Annotated in this window: 13 protein-coding genes and 1 pseudogene; 4 read left to right on the forward strand and 10 right to left on the reverse strand. The window is 66.7% G+C overall.

What is annotated here, in order from left to right:
- Positions 1 to 10: 10 nt before the first annotated feature.
- Positions 11 to 637 carry a PEP-CTERM sorting domain-containing protein gene (locus G5C50_RS14510; RefSeq protein WP_165070578.1) on the reverse strand — a complete coding sequence of 209 codons (627 nt, stop codon included), beginning with the start codon at positions 635 to 637 and terminating at the stop codon, positions 11 to 13.
- A gap of 578 nt (positions 638 to 1,215) precedes the next feature.
- On the opposite strand from G5C50_RS14510, the gene G5C50_RS14520 reads away from it, so the two are divergent.
- Positions 1,216 to 2,589 (forward strand): carbohydrate porin, encoded by a 1,374-nt coding sequence (locus G5C50_RS14520; protein ID WP_165070581.1) that lies wholly within the window; start codon positions 1,216 to 1,218, stop codon positions 2,587 to 2,589.
- A 10-nt stretch (positions 2,590 to 2,599) separates the two neighbouring features.
- Here the strand turns inward: G5C50_RS14520 and G5C50_RS14525 are convergent, their stop codons facing one another.
- The 3 genes from G5C50_RS14525 to G5C50_RS14535 all read right to left on the reverse strand — a co-directional run bounded on the left by G5C50_RS14525 (position 2,600) and on the right by G5C50_RS14535 (position 9,819).
- Entirely contained in the window at positions 2,600 to 5,566 is a 2,967-nt protein-coding gene (locus G5C50_RS14525) for a hypothetical protein (protein ID WP_165070582.1), read from the reverse strand.
- An 87-nt stretch (positions 5,567 to 5,653) separates the two neighbouring features.
- Positions 5,654 to 8,293: a hypothetical protein gene (locus tag G5C50_RS14530; RefSeq protein ID WP_165070584.1), complete on the reverse strand. Its 2,640-nt coding sequence runs from the start codon at positions 8,291 to 8,293 to the stop codon at positions 5,654 to 5,656.
- 215 nt (positions 8,294 to 8,508) lie between these two features.
- Positions 8,509 to 9,819, reverse strand: a complete 1,311-nt coding sequence (locus G5C50_RS14535) for a Calx-beta domain-containing protein (RefSeq protein WP_165070585.1) — start codon at positions 9,817 to 9,819, stop codon at positions 8,509 to 8,511.
- 535 nt (positions 9,820 to 10,354) lie between these two features.
- Between G5C50_RS14535 and G5C50_RS14540 the strand changes: the two are divergent.
- A pseudogene (locus G5C50_RS14540) lies at positions 10,355 to 11,959 on the forward strand (L-lactate permease); the annotation flags it as partial.
- Positions 11,960 to 12,016: 57 nt separating this feature from the next.
- On the opposite strand, the gene thiO reads toward G5C50_RS14540, so the two are convergent.
- Together thiO and G5C50_RS14550 are read right to left on the reverse strand one after the other, a co-directional pair.
- Positions 12,017 to 13,276, reverse strand: coding sequence for a glycine oxidase ThiO (gene thiO / locus G5C50_RS14545; protein WP_315852321.1), 1,260 nt, complete (start codon positions 13,274 to 13,276; stop codon positions 12,017 to 12,019).
- A complete protein-coding gene (locus G5C50_RS14550) occupies positions 13,186 to 14,247 on the reverse strand; it encodes a WD40 repeat domain-containing protein (RefSeq protein WP_165070586.1) in 1,062 nt (353 codons plus the stop codon). The genes thiO and G5C50_RS14550 overlap by 91 nt, the downstream gene beginning before the upstream one ends.
- Positions 14,248 to 14,406: 159 nt before the next feature.
- Here G5C50_RS14550 and G5C50_RS14555 point away from each other — a divergent pair, with 159 nt between their 5' ends.
- Positions 14,407 to 14,673 (forward strand): hypothetical protein, encoded by a 267-nt coding sequence (locus G5C50_RS14555; protein WP_165070587.1) that lies wholly within the window; start codon positions 14,407 to 14,409, stop codon positions 14,671 to 14,673.
- A gap of 69 nt (positions 14,674 to 14,742) precedes the next feature.
- Complete coding sequence (locus G5C50_RS14560; protein ID WP_165070588.1) at positions 14,743 to 15,546, forward strand: 3-keto-disaccharide hydrolase; 804 nt, start codon at positions 14,743 to 14,745, stop codon at positions 15,544 to 15,546.
- A gap of 59 nt (positions 15,547 to 15,605) precedes the next feature.
- On the opposite strand, the gene rbsK is transcribed toward G5C50_RS14560, so the two are convergent.
- The 4 genes from rbsK to G5C50_RS14580 form a co-directional block, all read right to left on the reverse strand.
- Positions 15,606 to 16,538 carry a ribokinase gene (gene rbsK, locus G5C50_RS14565; RefSeq protein WP_165070589.1) on the reverse strand — a complete coding sequence of 311 codons (933 nt, stop codon included), beginning with the start codon at positions 16,536 to 16,538 and terminating at the stop codon, positions 15,606 to 15,608.
- Between the two features lie 57 nt (positions 16,539 to 16,595).
- The gene (locus G5C50_RS14570) at positions 16,596 to 17,996 is read right to left on the reverse strand and encodes a right-handed parallel beta-helix repeat-containing protein (RefSeq protein ID WP_206107708.1); all 1,401 of its coding nucleotides are present in this window, start codon (positions 17,994 to 17,996) and stop codon (positions 16,596 to 16,598) included.
- Positions 17,997 to 18,020: 24 nt separating this feature from the next.
- Positions 18,021 to 18,494, reverse strand: coding sequence for a hypothetical protein (locus G5C50_RS14575; RefSeq protein ID WP_165070591.1), 474 nt, complete (start codon positions 18,492 to 18,494; stop codon positions 18,021 to 18,023).
- A gap of 112 nt (positions 18,495 to 18,606) precedes the next feature.
- Positions 18,607 to 18,930, reverse strand: coding sequence for a hypothetical protein (locus tag G5C50_RS14580; RefSeq protein WP_165070592.1), 324 nt, complete (start codon positions 18,928 to 18,930; stop codon positions 18,607 to 18,609).
- Between the last annotated feature and the right edge of the window lie 121 nt (positions 18,931 to 19,051).

Raw genomic sequence — 19,051 nt, forward strand, 5'->3', positions numbered from 1 at the left:
CCGGACTCGATCACGCGAGGGGCGTCGTCCTGCCGCGGCCTCGCCGATGGGCCGAGGCCCCCGCGAGGCCGGCCAGCCCCACCCCGAGCATCACCAGGGAGCCAGGCTCAGGGACCAGGTCCCTGTTGCCGCCGTTGACATTCAGGGTTGCCGAGGCCGAGATCGAATTTCCGGGACCGCCGGTCTGCGTGAACGAGACCGTCAGCGAGGCCGGCTGAACCGCACCGCCTCCGACCAGGGAACCGGGCGTGAAGGTTCCGGTGATGAAGTACGTCACCCCCGTCACCACCCCGTTCACGATCGAGGTCGACGTTAAGATCGGCGCGAGCGTCTCCGTGAAGACGCCGATGTTGCCTCCGCCGATCACCAGGGCGGGCGTTCCACTCAGAGTGAAAGAACCGCTCCCGAACGAGGTTTGCGTCGGCACGGGTGCGAAGTCCCCGGTGGTGTTGCCGTTGGTGAGCAAACCGCCGAGGGTGAAGGTGGTCGCGGTGGCCAGGGCGTTTGTGTTGATCTTGGTTTCGAAGTCGGCGAGACCCAAAGAGCCTGAGATGAACGCAGCCCTGGCTGGCGCTGCCCCCCCAAGAACAAGGGCGGTGAGAACGAACAGGGAACGAAAGCGGACGGTTTTCACCATTGCTTGGTCGCCTCTCTCCACGAGGGACGTGACGGAGTCAATCATTCACGCTGAACGATCGTCGTAAGTGGTGTTGCGACAAATCGATCTGAAAAGATCGTCGAGAGTTGGGGAGGCCGAAACAAAACCGGCGTCCGTGCTGCAGGGTTCAGTTTTGGGTCTCGGCGATCTTGTGCGGCAGTGTCATAGGTTGACAGAGAAGAATAAAAATGTCAATCAAAAAGTTCAGAGTTCTTGGGTTGACGGATTCGACGAGCAGCATATGCGAAAATAATACTACGATGATCGCATTGGGGTGATTTTGGTTTACATGCGGGCCGGCGGCAAGATCGCCGATCGCCCATCTGATGGGTGGGTGAATTCCCCTTGGAGCGTTCCACCGGGTGATGGGTCCCAAGGCGCTCTCTCCCTCGCTTGAGGGCGAAGCCTGGTCCGGCGGTCGACTTCCTTGAGCGTCATGATGTTTTCAAGGCCGCCGGGGGCCGCGGCCGAAATCAGGGGAGGCGACGACGTGTTCGTCCACGATTCTCCCTTACGTCGTGACGATGCGGCGGTCGGACTCAACTCTGGAGGTCGAGATGGGTCGCCCCGCGATTCGCGCCGGGATCCTGACGGCCTGGCTCATCGTCGGAGTGGGTGGGATCCCCCAGGCTGCCGGGCAGGATCTCCCCGAGGGGAGCGCCTATCAGCCTTCCACGCCGGCTCGCGCGGTTTCGACGTATGATCGAGACCAGGAGACGCCCAAAGCGCCAGCCACCCCCGCGCCGGCCGTGGATCCGTACCCACAGGGCCCGTCGACGGAGCGGTTCTTGCTCGGGGACTTCTTCGGGGCCCGGCCCACATGGGAGGACCGCGGCCTTTCGTTCTTCACGTCGTTCACGCAGTTCGAGCAGGGGGTGGCCTCGGGAGGGCTCGAGCAGGCGTTCCGCTGGGGAGGCAAGTTCGACATGCTCGCCCATGTCGACAGCGGCAAGGCGGGCCTGTGGGAAGGCGGGACGTTCGACCTGTTCGCCGAGTCGAGGCTGGGGCAGTCGATCGACGGCTTCGCCGGGGTGTATTCGCCGACGAACCTGGCGATGTTCTTCCCCGTCCCCGACGCTCAGATCACGGCCATCACCGGGTTGAAGTTCACCCAGGCGATCACCGAGCGGTCGGGGATCTTCTTCGGGAAGCTGAACGCGCTCAACGGCGATCGCGAGAAGTTCCTGAAGTACCCCCTGACCTCGCGGTTCTGGAACGGGGCGTTCAACTTCAACATGGCGCTCGACCGCTATCCGTACTCGACGCTCGGCGCGGGGGGGTACTCCACCCCGATCGACGGGACGGACCTGGCGTTTCTGGTCCTCGATTCCCACAACGCGCCGACCACCAGCGGTTTCGAGAACCTGGGTCGCAACGGCGTCTTCATGTACGCGGAGGCGAAGCAGAAGATCGAACTCTTCGGCCTGCCCGGCAAGCACGTCTTCGCCGGGCTCTTCGGGACGGGGTCGTTCACCGACCTGGCGCCGGCGTCGTTCATTACGCTCCCGTACACGCTCACGCCCTCGCCGAAGAAGGCGGGGACGTGGACGGTCCTCTGGAACTTCGAGCAGCGGCTGATCGCCGATCCCGACGACCCCGACCGCGGCCTGGGCTTGTACGTCCAGTTGGGGCTGGGCGACGGCAACCCGAACCCGGTCCGGGGATTCGCGAGCGCCGCGCTCTGCGGCAATAGCCCGATCCCGGGCCGTGACGGCGACTTATTGGGCGTCGGCTGGTACGGTCTGGGGCTCAGCTCATACGCCAAGGATCAATGGCCTGGGGCCCGCAACGAGAACGGCGTCGAGTTGTTCTACAACATGCGGATCCGCCCTGGCTGTCACCTCACGCCCGACCTCCAGTTCATCCGACCCGGCCTCGCCCCGGTGGACGAGGCCGTGGTCTTCGGCCTGCGGATGAAGCTGGACTTCTGACGACGGCCGGTCAGATGTGGTTGCGACGAAGCGCCGCGAGGTGCAGCCTCGGCGCGGCATGGCGAGGGGTTGGGCTGGGGCGGGTGGGTCGGATCGGCCGGAGCCGCCCGCGCGTCGACACGGCGATGGTGGAGTACAACTCGCCGGTGATGGTGACCGGGATCGGCCTGCTGGTCGTCCGGTTCGCCGTCTGGCTGAGGACGATCTGAGGGATGGTCCCCGAGACCGGTCCCTTGAAGATGAGCGTCGTGCCCGGTTTGAAGTAGCCGGGGCTCGCCGTGATCGTCGCCCCGACCTGGCCGGTGCCGGGGTTGTTGATCTGGTTGTAGATCGTGAGCGCGTCGTTCTGGTTGATGGAGTTCCGGCCCACGATCGTGATCATCGGCTTGCCGGAGTTGGGGTTGTTCGGGATGTCCGGCACGGTGCCGATGGTCGCCCAGGCCTGAAGGGCGCCCCAGGGCACGGTCGGGTACCACTGGTTCGGGTTCCCGAGACCTTGCGTGCCGCCGAAGTCGATCTGGAGGTTGTTCGGGTAGTGGTTGGCGGAGCCGTCCGCGGCCAGGAGCGGGCCGGTCGCCGTGGGGTTGGAGACGTCGTCGTCGACGGAGAACCCGTAGGCCGACATCCCCTGGACGTCGTGGACGAACCAGACGTAGGGATCCAGGTTGAAGACGTTGAAGTTCTGGCCGCTGGTCAACCCGGTCGGGACCGTGCCCGGGTTGGGATACCACTTCGATTGATCGGGGACCGCGTTGTAGTCGTAGACCCCGCGAAGGACGGATTTCACGACGTCGCGGACGTCGGCGACGAGGGCCGGGCCGTTGGTCCGCCCATAGCCGGGGAGCTTCGCGTAGAACTGGATGACCTGGGATACCAGGTTCATCGAGTACGGGAGATAGGAGAACGGGAGCGGGTCGACGCCGGCCTCGGCGGACATCGCCTCATAGACGGACGCCGCGAAAAGCTTGGCCCCGGGGGCGTGGTCGGCGTCGAACGACAGCGTGTACGGGGTCGTGTACACGGGGTCGTACTTGATGGGGGTCGGCTTGCTGAACGTGTAGATCTGGTTCGTCGCCGTCCCGTCGGCGGGTATCTGGCTGAGGTGGATCTTGTCGCCGTCGACCTTCACGATCGTCGTCCCCGCGGGGAGACCCGGGGCGGAGACCTGCATGCCGGGAAGGAGTTGCTGCGTGGGCGTGGAGGCCAGCGTGATGACGTTCGTCGCATTCTTGCCCGTGTAGGAGAGGGTGGCCGAGATCGGCTCGTCGACGAAGTTCGCGCTCTGCTGGACGTAGTACTGGGCCCAGGAATACCAGAGGTTCGTGATGGCGGTGACGGCGTAATCCGACACCGGTCGCGAGAAGGCGTAGATGGCGCCGTACGGGGTGTTGGGGGCGAGGGTCGTGCTCACGTCGACGTAAGGCTGACCGCCTCCCGGCGGGTTGGCCACGAACTTGGAGACCGTCGCGAGGACGTCGCTCGAACCGGGGAGGGTGATGTTCACGGCCCCGGCCTTCAGCATCGCCTGAAGGTCGGAGACGAACTGGGCCGTCGGGTTGTTGAGATAGATGCGCTTGGTCGAGTCGCTGTGGACGTACCCTTGCTGCCCGTATCCGCCGCCGCCCGCTGTGATCGGGGCGTCGCCGTTGCTGGTCAGCAGCCAGCGGTTCGAGTCGTATGACGAGAGGTGGATGTTGTAGGTGAGGCCGGGGTTCAGCGGGCTGTTGGCGAAGACGTTGGCGCCGGACGGGATGTTGAGGTCGCCGGCGGTGGGGTTGTAATACTGCGGCCATCCCTTGCCGTTGAAATACTGGCCGACGCTCGCCGCTCCCGTGTTGTTGATGAAGGCGGCCATCGCTCCTTCGAACGTCGCCGTGTTGCGATTGGTCGCCAGCCAGCCGTAGTCCTGGAAGCCGTAGTAGGTGGGTGGATCGGGGAGCGGGTTCGTCTGGTAGGTGATCGGGACGTCGCTGGCCTCCATCGAGACGGGGGCCACCATGTTGTTCACGTAGGAGACGTCGTAGTTGATGAGCGGGAAGGTCTGGTTCACGTCCGTGATGAAGTGGGTCAGGTACTGGTCTCGGAACGTGATCTCCGTGAGCTGCGCCGGGGCGTCGTTGGGCAAGGTCAGGGGCGAGTTGTTCGAGTAGTAGAACATGACCAGAGGCGTCCGACCGCCCGAGTATCCGGTGCTGGTCTGAACCCAGGTGGTGCCGCTGACCTGCTGCCCGGCTCCGGCGATCGTGACCCAAGCGGTCGAGTCGTAGCCGAAGATGTTGCTGGACGTCAGGTCCTTGCCGTCGGTGGCGATGAACAGGTTGTCGCCGTCCCAGAGGGCCAGCGGCACCTGGATCGTGATCGAAGCCCCGCTCGGGAGCCCGAAGAAGGTCTTGCCGCTGGGGAGGCTGTAGCCGATGTACTCGCGGAACTCGTGGCCGTGGATGTCCTGGGGGTCGTAATACTGGTTATTCGAGTGGGGGTCGGTCCCGTTGTTCTGGCCCCGGAGGAACGGGTAGATCGTGCTGCTGCTGGAGTTCGTGATCGTGATGGTCTTGGCCGCGCCCGAGGCCGCCGGCGAGGGGATGTTCGAAAGACCTCCCTTGGGGGCCAGCGGCTGGGGCTCGCCGTTCCAGAAGATCTTCGACAACTCCACCTGCTTGTTGGAGCTGGGGATCGGGATCGCCAGGCCGGCCAGCGGAACCGAGCCGGATCGGGCCAGCAGCATGCGCTCTTCCAGAGGAAGAGGCTGAGGTCTGAGCGGGACTCCCCGGCGAGGCCGCCGCCGCTCACCGCCGACTTTGCCGAAAAGCCGCGACGCCAGCTTCTTGTCGACCACGATTCGCTTCTCCCCTTCGAGGGTCAGAGCGGACGACGGATGTTGATGGGTGTGGCGTCGCTCGCCCGAGAGTCGGCCCAGAGCCTCTACGCCTTCCGGCCGCGCCGGAGGAAGGGCCTCCGGCGCAGGCAGGAAACGCATGGATGCTGGGCCATTATCGGGCGGGACGGTTCCCGGCTCAAGGGTCGACTGAAGAAGGCTTCATGCGATCCATGGATTCGCGGGCCGTCAGCTTATCCGCATTCGGGGCGTCCAGGCGGCGCGGGCCGCTGAACTCGTCGGTTTGGACGTGAAGGTGACCGTGGTCTCGCCGGTGAAGTCCACCTTCGTGCTGAGGACGAACTGGTGCTGGTCGATGAGTGCGTAGTCCGTGATCCTCAGATCCTTCACCTTGAAGTCAGGGCTGGAGACGTAGGCGCCCGTGACGGAATTCGCGGGGTCGTCGGCGCGCACCTGGTTGTAGACGATCGGATCGGCGACGGTGAGGATCGTCTTGCCTGCCCATTTTCCGGTCCCCGGTGAGAGCGTGGCCTTGCTGGTCACGGCGCCCCACTGAGTGCTGGGGCCCCATTCGGACGTGTTCTTCAGGCCGCCCAGGCCGCCGACGGCGATCGAGAGGGTGCTTGTGCCGTTCGCCCCGACGTCGGCCGTATCGTCGTCGAACGAGAAGCCGTAACCGGACAGCCCCAGCTTGCGATGGATGAACCAGACGTACGGGTCGAGGTTGAAGACGTTGTAGGTCTGGTTCCCTTCTGGTTTGCTTGGGGCCGGGTACCACATCGACTCCGGATACTTGGCGGCGTCGGTGAAGTCGGGGACGCCTCGGAGGGCCGATTTGACGAGGTCGCGGACGTCGGCTGAGATGTTCACGTAGTCGATCGGTTCGGCGGTCGGCAGGAAGCCGACGTTGCCGCCGATCGAGTTGCCGACGATCTCCATGGAGTTCGGCAGCGCGGCGATCCGCTTCGGGGTCGTGCTGAAGACGCTGAGCACCTCGTAGACGGTCGCAGCGAAGGCCTGGGCGAATTTCTCCTTGGCGTCGGGGAACTTGAAGTAGATCCGCGTCGTCTCGCCGGCGAAGGCGATCGGCTGGGGGGCCGAGAAGGTCAACGACGCCTGGGTGGGGGCGGTCACGCCCGGCACCGGGGCGCTGAGGTAGACGTGCTGCAGACCGTTGGTGTCGGTCTTGATGGCGATGATCGTCGTCAGGCCGGTGATCCCGCCGCCGGTCACCTGCATGCCGATCGCCAGCTCGTCGCGGTTCTGGTCGAAGGTCAGGATCCGGTAGTCCTTGCCGCCGTTGTCGGTGTCGGACGAGATGTTGGCGGTGTACGTCTTGGAGGTGAATCCCTTGAACTGGTCCTGATAGTAGGCCGCCCACGAGTACCAGAGGTTCGTCAGCTTGGCGGCGTAAGGATCGCTCGCGGGATTCAGGAAGGTGAAGGTCTGAAGCGAGTCGTCGGGGGCCTTGTCGTTTTCGTCCAGGAACACCGTGTTGGTGGCCGGGACGACCCTGTCGACTCTCCCCAGCACTTTCCCGCCGTCGCCCGTGACGATCATGTCCTTGTCGAGCGCTCGGAGGATCTTGTCGACACCCGGGACTTCCGTGATCACCGCGCGGTTCGGGGCCTTGTACCTCCCCGAAAGGGCGTACTGGATGGGGCCGTCGCCGCCGCTGGAGAGCATCCAGTGGTTGTTCGGGCCGAAGGGCCGGCTGTACGACGATCGAATATTGGCCAGCGGACTGGCGAAGAGGATGTTCGCTCCGCCGGGGATCCGCAGGCCGACCTTCTCGTTGGCTGCGCTGTAGTTGGGGTTGAAGAACGTCGGCCAGCCGAGGTTCTTCCCCTTGGTCCGGAAGTAGCTCCCCAGACCGTTGGCCGGCGTGTCGCTGGTGAAAGCCCGGATCGCCGTCTGCAGGCTCCCCACTCCCAGGTAGGACTGCTTGGCTCCGATCCAGCCGTAGTCGCGCTTGACGTTGGTGTTCGGGACGGGGACGTCGGTGGCCTCCATGGCGATCGGCAGCAGCAGGTGGTCGACGTAGGAGACGTCGTAGTTGATCAGGGTGGTGATCTGCTTGGGGTCGATCGGGTTGACGAGGTCGTTGATCTTCTGCATGAACTCCTTGTCGCGGATCGTGAATTCCAGGAGCTGTTCGGGGGCGTCGGCGCCGGGATTCACCGGCGCGTCCTTGTCCTGGGCGTGGTAATACATCACGATCCCGTCGCCGCCGCTGCTGTCGGCCGCGTCGACGACGTAGCGCGCGGTGTCGCCGCCTTTCAGGTTCTTGTAGAAGAAGAAGAACGGATTGGTGATCGGGCTGCTCTTGCTGGTGTTCGGGTCGCTGGGCAGGAAGTCGGTCGGGTCCGTGGCGATGGCCGCGCGGCCGGAATCCCAGAAGACCAGCGGCACGTCGATGGTGATCGAGTGGTCGGGCTCAAGGCCCAGGTAGAATTTGTCGCCCACCTTGTACCCGATGTAGCCGCGATACTCCTCGTTGTTGGCGTCGAACGGGTCGTAATAGCCGGCGCCCTTGGATTTGCCCGTGTTGGGGTCGTAGAGGAACGGGTAAATCGTCTCCTTGGTGTTGTTGTAGAGCGTGATCTTCTTGATCGGCACGTTCCCGACGAGGTCGTTGCCGGTGAACAGCACGTCGCTCAGGCTGGCGACGGTGTTGTAGCGGCCCGGCGAGCCCTCGGGCGCCAGCGGCATCTCGAGCGGATCGGCCGACATCATCGACCGTTCTTCCAGCCTCCCGACCTCGGCCTTGAACCGCTTCTCGCGGCAGCGATTCTTCCGACCGTCGCTCGTGAAGAGCGATCGAAGGAGGAGTCGAGACGGACGGTCGGCGAGCGTGGGGCGGGTCATGTCGTCAATCTCCGATGGAGAAGGCCCGTCGTTGGGCCGTCGGCTCGTCAGAGCGCCGCAAGAAGGAGAAGGGACGTCGTCGACGGCTCCTTGAAGTCGCTTTCGAGGGTTGAAAGCGCTCCTGCGGAAGCTGAGGGCGTATCAATACGTTTGACAGAGTACGACGTTTCGAGAAGCCTGAGAACTTGACACGATGAAACTTGGGCGATCGAAGCTCACCGAAGCCGATGCGCCGCCCAGACCCTGGCCGGTCGCGGCCGGATGTTGCGGATTCGGACGGTGGTCTGCATCGCGGCGTCGAGCGTCGTGTGGGTCGGGCTCTGGAGTTGGAGGACGACCGTCTCGCCGGGGTCGAAGACGTGGTCGGCGACGGCGGTCAGGCGGATCGTCGTCCGCGAGGCGCCGGCGGCGAACGTCACCAGGCCGTTGTTGGGAAGGGGCAGGTAGTCGTCGGCCGTCGCCGTGCCGGCCGCTCCGACGACGACCTGGACGCTCGCGGCGGAGGCTCGGCCGTCGGTTCGGATCAGCGTGATCGCAATCGAGCGGCCTTCGGCGACGGCGGCGGTGGGCCTCGCGAACCGGATCGACGAATGGACGCCCAAAAGGCTGAGGACCTGCTTGGGGTTGGCCGAGCCGTTGGCGTTGTTCAGCCCGTTCAGGCCCATGTGGGGCTCATAGGCGTTGGGCGTGGTCTTCCAGGGTTGGTCGAAGGCTTCCCCCCAGACGAAGGCGAACTGGCCGGCCTGCGCGGCGTCGTAGGCGATCTTGTACCAGTCGTACTGGTTCTGTTGCGAGGCCAGCGGCCCGCCGTCCGAAGGGTAGAACGCCTCCTTCGCGACCACGGGCCCACTCGTTTTATTGGCCCCGATCGCGAACTGGTAGAAGTACGAGACGTTGTTCCACATCGTCTGGGGCGTGGTCGGCTGGCCTCCCCAGATGAAGTAGTCGGTGTTCGGGAAGAGCCAATCGCCCAGGCCGAGAAGCTGCGTGCTGTAGGTCGAGCCCGTGTAATACTGGCCGCCGGGCTCCGAGGTCGTCGTCGGCTTGTGGGTCGCCTGCTGGACCTGGGCGACGGCCGCGCTCAACTGGTCGTAGGTGTATCGACCGTCCTGGATCCCCTCGTTGCCGACGACGAAACCGTCCGCGTACGGCAAGACGCCCGGCGATGAGGCCGCGGCGATCTCCGCCTGGTCGGTGACGTTGTAGACCCCCGCGAGGACGTACTGAAAGCCGACCGACTTGGCGATCCGGGGGATGTTCGCATACGTCCCCTGGAGCGTGTAGGTCACCAGCCCCCGAAAGCCTTGCTGGAACAACGACGTGAGGTCGGCGGTGATCTTGGCGTCGCTGGGGTTGGCGTTGTAGGGATCGGTGAGGCTGTCGTACGAGGGCGCGTAGTCGACCCAGTGGAAGCCGGCGTTCTTGAGCGCGGCGAACAGAGCGGGGTCGCCCGTGAGAACCAGCCGCGCTTCGAGCGCCTCCAATCCCGGTCGGGAACGGCGAGGGCTCCTGGGAAGCCGATTCATGGATGTCGATCCTGGAGAGGTTTGGTTGCGGGCGACGTCGCTCCGCGTCCGCCAGTCAGAATATAGTGGCCGTCTCACCTCGGATGGAACCGTATGGTCGTCGCCTCGTCATGTTTTTGGAGTGCGTACTCCTTCTCCGGAACGCTGAGCGGACGAGTTTCCACGCTGCGTCCGGATTTCGCGAACAGAAATGGCGATCTGGAGCCATGGTCAATTCGAGGGATCGACTTCACGCGTTGAACGCGATCTCTCGTCCGAGGAGCGGAGGGACGGTCGCGAGTGTGAGGAAAATGGACGATCAAAGCCAATTCGAGTGAGCATTTTTGCGACGCAAGTTTCATGTGGCGAATGGGTTGCATTGTCGACTGGGCGGGCGACGGACTGGCGAGCAAAGCCAATCGGAGCCAATCGCCGGTTCGGGGACGGGTGAGGCGTCGCGGCAGGGGGAGGTTCGATCCGGCGGGCCTCTATCGACGTGGGGGCGGCTCGTTTATCGTGGGGGCCACTTCCATTCAACACGAGGGTTCTAAAGCCGATGTGGACCCAGAATTACGACCCCGTCGGCTGGTGGCCGGCCTCGACGTTTTTCGCGGCCTTGCCGATTTTGACGCTGATGGGGCTGTTGCTCTCGAACCGGATCGCGGCGTGGAAGGCCGCGGCGGCGGCGCTGGCGGCGGCCATGTTGACGGCGACCATGCGGTTCGGGATGCCCTGGCACATGGCGCTCTCGGCGGCCGGGATGGGGGTGGTCTTCGCCCTGATCCGGGTCGTCTACCTCATCGTCGCGGCGATGTTCCTTTACGACATCGCGGTCAAGACCGGTCGGTTCGAGGTGATGAAGGCGTCGATCGCCCGGCTCTCGCCCGATCGCCGGGTGCAGGCGGTGCTGGTGGCCTTCTCATTCGGCGGGTTCCTGGAGGGCTGCGCCGGGTTCGGCGCGCCGGTGGCGATCTGCTCCGCGTTCCTGGTCGGCCTGGGGTTCCACCCGCTTCAGGCGGCGATTCTTGGTCTGGTCGCCGACACGGTCTGTGTGTGCTGGGGGAGCGTCGGCATTCCTCTGGTGACCCTGGGGGCGATCTCAGGGATGGACGTGCAAGCGCTCAACGTCACAACGGCCGCGATCCTGGTCCCCGCCGCTTTGACGATCCCGTTCTGGCTGGCGGCGATCGTCGCCGGGCCTCGCGGAGCGCTCGGGGTCTGGCCGACCTTGTTGACGGTCGGCGGCACGTATGCGGCGGTGCAGTTCTTCTGGGCGCGCTTCGTCAACGTGGAGTTGGTTTCGATCGCCGCGGCGATCGCCAGCCTGGCGGCGGGCGCCGTGGCCCTTCGGCTCTGGAAGCCCGCGAATCACTGGCGATTCGACGGGGAGGACGCCGCCGACGCCGCCGTTTCGGAGACGTATTCCGCCCGCGAGATCGTCCGAGCGTGGCTGCCGTTCGCGGTCTTGACGGCGATCGTCATGATCTGGGTCGCGCCGGCGGTGAAGCCTCGGCTGGAGACGCTGGGTACGTTCAAGTTCGAGGTCGCGCCCCTGCATTTGAAGGTCGCGCGCGGGGCGGCGGTGACGGGGCACGAGACGCCGACTCCGACCGACCTGGAGAAGGCGGTGGCCGAAGTGCCGCTGCTGTCGACGGTCGGGACGGCGGTGCTGCTGTCGGCGATCCTCGGCGGCTTGCTGGCCGGCGTGGGGCCGGTCGAGCAGGGGCGTGTTTTCGCCGGGACCGTGAAGCGGATGGCGAAACCGGCGGCGGCGATCCTCTGCATGCTGGCCCTGGGATACGTGACCCGATATTCGGGGATGGACGCCGTGCTCGGCCTGGCGTTCACCCGGACGGGCACGGCGCTTTACCCAGCGTTCGGCACCTGGCTGGGTTGGCTGGGGACGGCGCTGACGGGGTCGATCACGTCGAGCAACGTCCTGTTCGGCAACCTCCAGAAGATCACGGCCACGCACCTGGGGATCTCGCCGATTCTGATGGGGGCGGCGAACACCGCGGGCGGGGCGATGGGGAAGATGATCGCCGCCGCGTCGATCGTCGTGGCCGCCGCGGCGACTGGCGAGACGGGCCATGAGGGGAAGGTGCTGCGAGGCTCGCTGCCGCACAGCCTGGCGATGGGCCTGTTCACGGCGATCCTCGTCTGGGCCGTCGCCTGGTTCGCGCCTCTGGCCGCGATCGAGCCCGAGAAGAAGGGGGGCTCAGGATCGGAAAACGTCGTCCCCCGCTGGCGCTGGCGATCGGTCGACGCGGAAGTACCCCAGGTCGATCCGGGGCGGCCGACCCAGGACCACGTCGGCGACGAGTTCCGCGGTGGCCGGCGAGAGCTGCAGCCCCGCCCGGCGATGACCCGTGGCGACCACCAGGTTTCGGAACCCCGGCGCGAGGCCGATGTACGGTCGGGAGTCCAGGCTGCCGGGCCGGAGCCCCGCCCAGGTGGCCTCGATCCGGGCGTCGGCCAGCGCCGGGCAGAGCGAGGCGGCCACGTCCAGAAGGCTTTGGAACGCATCGGCCGTGGGGAGCACGTCGAAACCGGCCTCTTCCTCGGTCGCCCCGATCAGGACTCGGCCCTCGTCGCGCGGGACGAGGTAACGCTTGCCGTGCTCGACGATCCGTCGCAGCACGGGTCGGCCGCAGTCGACCAGCACGATCTGGCCTTTCACCGGGGGCGTCGGCGCGGAGACGCCCACGCCTTCCAGCAGGTCGCCCGACCACGCGCCGGCGGCGACCACGACCGTCTCGGCGTGAACTTCGCCATCGGCGGTGCGGACGCCCGTCACGCGGTCGCCCTGGGTGGCGAAGCCCTCGACCCCACGGTGCGACAGGACGATCCCGCCGCGAAGGCGAAAGGCTTCCGCCAGCGCCCGCAGGTGCCACGGGTTGCGGATCTGGGCGCGGTCGGGGAGGAAGTACGCAGCGCGGAGGTCGGTCGTCAGGGCCGGCTCGACGCGGGCGATGTCGGCCGGGGCGAGCCGTTCGTAGGCGATCCCCTCGACGCGCCAGCGGCCGGCGGTGGTCCGCAGGTCGCGCTCGTCGGTCTCGGTCATGGCGACGTCGACGCCGCCGGAACGGCGATAGCCGTTGTCGATCCCAGTCTCCTCGCGGAGGACGGCCGACCACTCGGGATAAAGTCGGGCGCTCCAGGCCCTGAGGGCGAGCGTGGGATGCGAGGGCGTCCGGTCCGGGTCGCTCTGGGCGGGGAGCATCCCCGCGCCGGCCCACGAGGCCTCGCGACCGGGCTGGCGGCGGTCCAGCACGGCGACGGAGAGTCCTTCGCGCGTCAGGGCGAAGGCGATGGAGAGCCCAACGATCCCGCCCCCCGCGACGACCACGTCGAAACGATCGGCCATATCCCCGGACGCCTTTCTCCTCAGCGGTCTTTCTTCGAGATTCGTCTTCCCCCCTGGAGGGGGAAGACAGACCGCGGAGCGGTCAGATGAGGGGGACGACCGCCGTCGCATGCGCGTTCGAGCCTTGCCGTGAACGCGGAGCCGATCGCCCCCTCATCCGGCCCTTCGGGCCACCTTCCCCCTCCAGGGGGGAAGGCCGTTATGGTCGGCCCTCCGAATCCGTGACGATCGGCCTTCTTCAACGATCGCGGCGGGTGCGATTTCCAGGCCGAGGCCGAGAGGCGGTCGAGGCCGCCGTGCTCGCTGGCGAGGATCAGGTCGTCGCCGTCCCAGGCGATCCCCTCGACCTGGCGGTCTCCCTTCAGCCGCACCTCGGCCGACATCCGCAGGCCGTCCCACGATGGCGGCGCGGGGCGGTCGTACACGCGGACGACGTCGACCCCGCAAACGGCCAGCCGACGGCCGTCGGGCGAGAGGTCCGCGCCGGTGGCCGGGTCGATGAAACCGGGGAGCACGCCGATCTTCCGGGCGGTCGTCGGCCGCAGGAGCGGGGCGGGGGGCTCCAGCGGAACCTCGCGCAGCTCGGCCTCCTTGCCGTCGAATCGCTTGGTCACCAGCACGGCGCGATCGCCCTCGACGACGAGGCTCTCGGCGTCGAAGCAGTCGTTGGTCGGCCGGGCGTAGAACGTGGCGGCGGTGGGTTTCAGCGGGCCGACCGCCGGTCGATCGGGGTCGGGTTCATCGAACCGATAGATGGCGCGGAGTCGAAGGAGGCCCTTGTTGTCGCCGATGTCGCCGATGTACAGCCGCCCGCGGTCGTCGATTGCCGCATCCTCCCAGTCGAGGTTCGGCGCGGCGAGGTCGAACGAGCGGATCGTGCGGGCGTCGCGGCCGACGGCGATGAGGGCCGGCGGATTGCCCGAGTCGTTATGGACCCAGAAGACGTCCGGTCGACGACGGCCTCGAACGATCCCCGAGGCCTCCGGCGCGACGCGGGCGTCGAACTCGCCGAGCGGCTCGGGACGGACGCGGGGCTCGTCTGCAACCAGCAGGATCAGGAAGGCGAGCAGCGGGACCATCATGAGGCGGCGACCTTTCGGCAGGACGGCTTCCCATCGTACCAGGACGCCGCCCTACCGGCCACCGCTTGCGAGAGGCGGGTGAGCCCGTCAAACTGGTCCCGGGCTACGTCCGCCCCTTCCGCGATGAGCATTCCTCGGTGATCAATGATGGAAACCCCGATGATCCGCCCTGGGGCGGTGCAGAGCCCGGAATCGCCGCTCCGCCTGGCCGTCCGATTCGACGACGCCGCCGCGGGGAACCTGGCGATCCAGCTTTTGACCACCCTGGGCGTCTCCAACGACCGGCTCGGCGTCGTCGACCCTGACCGCATGGAAGGGGGCCGAGGCATGATCCTCTCCGCCACCTTCGCCGATGAACCCACCCGCATTCGCGCCGAGGACGTCTGCCGCAAACTCGGCGGCCGCGTCCACCGCTGGCGAGGATAAGTGATCCCGCTCGCTCCGGCACCTTCCTGCTCGACCCGCCCTACCATCCCAAGAAAGGCGTCCCACGACATGCCCACGATTCGACCCGCCCTGGCCCTGTCCGCGCTTGTGGTCTCTTTCGGTCTGGCCGCATCGGCGAAGGCTGAAGAGCCCGCGCCACTGCTCAAGTTCAACGGCAAGAATCTGGACGGGTTTTACACGTACCTGCACAACAACAAGTATGCGGATCCGGACGGCGTCTTCACGGTCGTCGACGGCGAGCTGCGGATCTCGGGCAAGGAGCTGGGGGGCGTCTGCACGAAGGGGGAGTTTGAGAACTACCGCCTGATCACCGAGTGGCGCTGGACGGGCGAGACCCACCCGCCCCGGACCAAGGCGGCGCGGGACTCGGGGATCCTCCTTCATTGCACGGGGCCGGACGACGCCCACGGCGGGCACTGGATGCGATCGATGGAGTGCCAGCTCATCGAGGGGGGCTCGGGCGATTTCATCGTGGTGACGGGCAGCAAGTCGCCCGAGCCCATGAGCCTGAGCGCCCACGTCCGCCAGGAGACCGACAAGCAGTGGTACTACACGCCCGACGGCTCCGGCGAACTTCGCGCCTTCAACGGCGGCCGGATCAACTGGTGGGGCCGGAAGGTCGGCTGGAAGGACGAGGTCGGCATCCGCGGCGAGAAGGACGTCGAGAAGCCCGTCGGCGAGTGGAACACGATGGAAGTCGTCTGCGACGGCGACAAGATCACCAACATCCTCAACGGCCACGTCGTCAACGTCGGTGAGAAGTCGACCGTGACCAAGGGCAAGGTGACGTTCCAGTCCGAATTCGCGGGCGTCGCCTTCCGCCGGATCGAGATCCTGCCCCTGAAGAAGTGACCTCAGTTGGCCCCACTTAGTAGGGGCGCCTCTTGTGGGCGCCCCTACGAGTCGACGCATCAGTCCTCGACGTGGACGAAGCGGTCGATGGCCTCGCGAGTCGGCAGCGCCGACTGCGCGCCGAACTGGGTGACGGCCAGCCCGGCCGCAGACGTGGCCCAGGCGAGGGCCTCGCCCAGCGGCCGGCCCTCGGCGATCACGGCGGCGAAGGCCCCGTTGAACGCGTCTCCCGCGCCGACGGCGTCGACGGCCGGCACGCGGCGGCCGGGGACCTCGTAGACCTCGCCGCCAGTCGCCGCCAGGCAGCCGTCGCGGCCAAGGGTGACGACCACCGTCTTCGGCCCTCGCGCCCGGATACGGTCGGCGAGGTCGGCAGCCGAATCGCGGCGTCCGGCCTCTCCCGCCAGCGCCTGGGCCTCGACGCGGTTGGGGGTGACGATGTCGGCCGCGGCCAGCAGGTCGGCGATCGCCGGGTCGTCGGCCCGAGGCGCCGGCGCCGGGTTGAGGATGACCGTCATGCCCGCCTCACGCCCTCGCTTCATCGCCGCCAGCGCGACGGGGATCGGAACCTCCAGCCCAGTCAGGAGCACGTCGCCCGCGCGGAACAGATCGGCCGGCAGTGCGGCGATGTCCTCGGGCGTGAGGCTCAGGTTGGCCCCCGACGCGACGGCGATCACGTTCTCGCCGTCCTCCGCCACGAAGATCAGCGCGACCCCCGAAGCCACCCCCGGGACGACCTTCACGTGCGAGACGTCGATCCCCTCGCCGCGGTAACGCTCAACCGCCTGCCGCCCCAGGTCGTCGTCTCCGACCGCCGTCATGAACACGACCTCCGCCCCCGCCCGCCGAGCCGCCACCGCCTGATTCGCCCCCTTGCCCCCGGGCGTCGTGGCGAACTCCCCGCCCAGGATGGTCTCCCCCGGAGCAGGCAACCGCGGCACGCGCACAGTCATATCGGTGTTCGACGATCCGACCAGGACGATCCTTGCCATCGAGGGCCTTTCCGCAGCGGTTGGGAAGAGGAGGCCGAGACGCGATTCCTCTCGATCTTAGCGGGCGCGGTCGGCCGGTGCGACGCCCTTGGCCTCATGCTCGACAGGCCCCTTCGAGGAGATCCGGCAGTCGCGGGCGTCGAGGCCGACGACGACGGGCATGGTCGTCTCGTTGCGAAGCAGGACGTCGCGGGCGGGGCGCGGAGGGATCGGGGCCATGCCCTCCCCCATCATCGGCGTCCCGAATCCCAGCAGGATCGGGACGGGGCGCTTTCGAGGGGGGCCCGAGGCAGGTCGGATGGTCACCTCGTGTCGCGCCCCTTGAATGGCCGCCAGAGCGTGGACGTTCATGTCGGACTCGACGGCTGACAGTTCCAGATCGACCTTTGCGTCGTCGCCCTCGATGAGCAGCAGCGGGCCGTACTGGGCGTCGCCGCGGCAGCCCTTGACGACGGTTCGGCCGCCGACCCAGAAGGCGACCTCGCAGCCGACCGCCGTGCAATTCTCGACCCGCACGCCCCGCTCTGGTCGGAGCTCGAACCCGTGGCGCATGTTCCTGGCGGTGCAGTTCCGGATGGTGATTTCCCCGGCGGCTTGCTCGTACATGCGGAAGCCGTCCTCGGAGAGCGACTTGATGTAGCCAGGGGTGACCCGGGCCTCGCCGCGGCGGTTCTTGGCCAGGGTGCGAAACTCGGCCTTGAACGCCGGGCCGGAGGTCTCGGCCAGCATCTCCGCCGTCGGCCTCATCACGCCCTCGACGTAGCAGCCCTCGAACTGGTGGTCGGAGCCTCCCTGGACGTAGATCCCGTGGCCGAACGACCGCATGAAGACCTTGCAGTCGATCAGCCGCGTGCGATCGCCGACGACGTGGACGCCGCTCTTCTTGAGGGGGTTGATGATGTTCGGCCCTCCCTTGCCGAAGAGGTCGCCGTATCCGTAGGGGAATGATCCGCGGACGGTGATCGTCCAGCTCCGCAGTGTGTTGTCGGCCCCGTCGACCGAGACGGCTGCGCCGCCGTTGGAGATCCCATCCCCCAGGTCGACGATCGTCAGTCCGCTCAGCGTGTTGTGCGACCCTGATATGACGAACTCGTTGGTGTGGATGGGAGGGGCGAGCGCCTTCCGGATCACCGTGTCTTCCTCGATGACGACGCCGTCCAGCCGGAACTCGTTCCGATCGCCGCTGAACGTCAGGAGCTGGAACTCATTGCGATCGTGCCGGCGGCGGGCCTCCGCGATCGAGACGACGTCGGTGAGTCGGTAAACGCCGGGCTTCATCACGACGACGTTCCCGCTGCGCCCGGCGTAATCCGCCAACTCCTTCAGACTGGAGATCTGGACGACGTCGGCGACCGCGGCGAGAGGCCACGCGGCGACGAGGATCGTCGCCAGGCGGAGCGCCGTCGAGGGCCGACTCGGCAGGCGGACGTGATTCATATGAGAGCACTGATCATTCATGGTCGATCGGCTCGAGTGGGTGTGCTACGAATATCTGGGTCCGCTGTTGCGAACCGGGTCGGTTGTATCATCTGGCTTGGCGTTCAGTCTCCGCACCTTGAGCAACCCGGCCAACGCGCCGGCAACCAACCCGACCGGCACGCCGTACACCAACCCCACGTGCAGATAGGGCGCCTGCCTCATCGGCGAGGGGCCGCCCAGCCAGTTGGCGACGATGAAGGTCGGCACGGCCATCGCCGCGACACCGACTAACCCGCCGACGACGGCGGCTCTCACCCACGCGGGCAACGGCGAGTCGCCGAACGCCCAGGCCAACGCAACGGCTGTCAGGGAGCCGACTCCGCCGATCACGCCGAACGCCCAGGGTGGAAGTTCCACGAGCGCCTCGCGAGTATACCCGCCGGCCGCGAACATCGCATGGAGGACGAAGTCCGTCGTCTGCCAGGCGATGAGGGAGCCGACGAAGGCTGCGACACAGAGCCGAGTCAGCCTTCCCATGTTCCAGAATCCTCCGCCGTCGATCATGCCAGGCTCAGCGGACCTGGCGACAGGAGCGACCATCGATGTGGCTGGAAAGCCGGCGACGGGTTGTGGTTGCTACAGCACACCGTTAGCCATCCCGGCCCTCATCGTGGATGCCCGATCGTCGATGGGCCACCGCTTTCAGGGAGGCCGACACGAAGAGAAAGCCGACGCAGGCGGGAAACGCAATGATGCAGCCGGGCAACAGGCGCCACCATCGCAAGGCTCGCTCATCGCCCGGTGATACCAGGCCGCCGAGGCCAGCGACGATGACAGCCGCGATCGCGGTCGATAACGCGAGGACCGCGCCGAGCAAGCCGAGGTAATAGCCTCGGTCTCCGATCATCCAGAGCCGACCCAGGCGGCGGCTACGTTCGCGGATACGCAGGTAGTCGGGATAGTCGAGGGACATACCGCATGTCTCGCCGCCGCCAAATTCGGATTCGCCGGAATCCATCAAGAAACAAACACCGGTTCGCCCCAGCCCTTCCAAAGCGCGACGACCCTCATCCGCCCCTTCGGGGCACCTATTC

The sequence above is a fragment of the Paludisphaera rhizosphaerae genome, assembly GCF_011065895.1.
Taxonomy (GTDB): Bacteria; Planctomycetota; Planctomycetia; order Isosphaerales; family Isosphaeraceae; genus Paludisphaera; species Paludisphaera rhizosphaerae.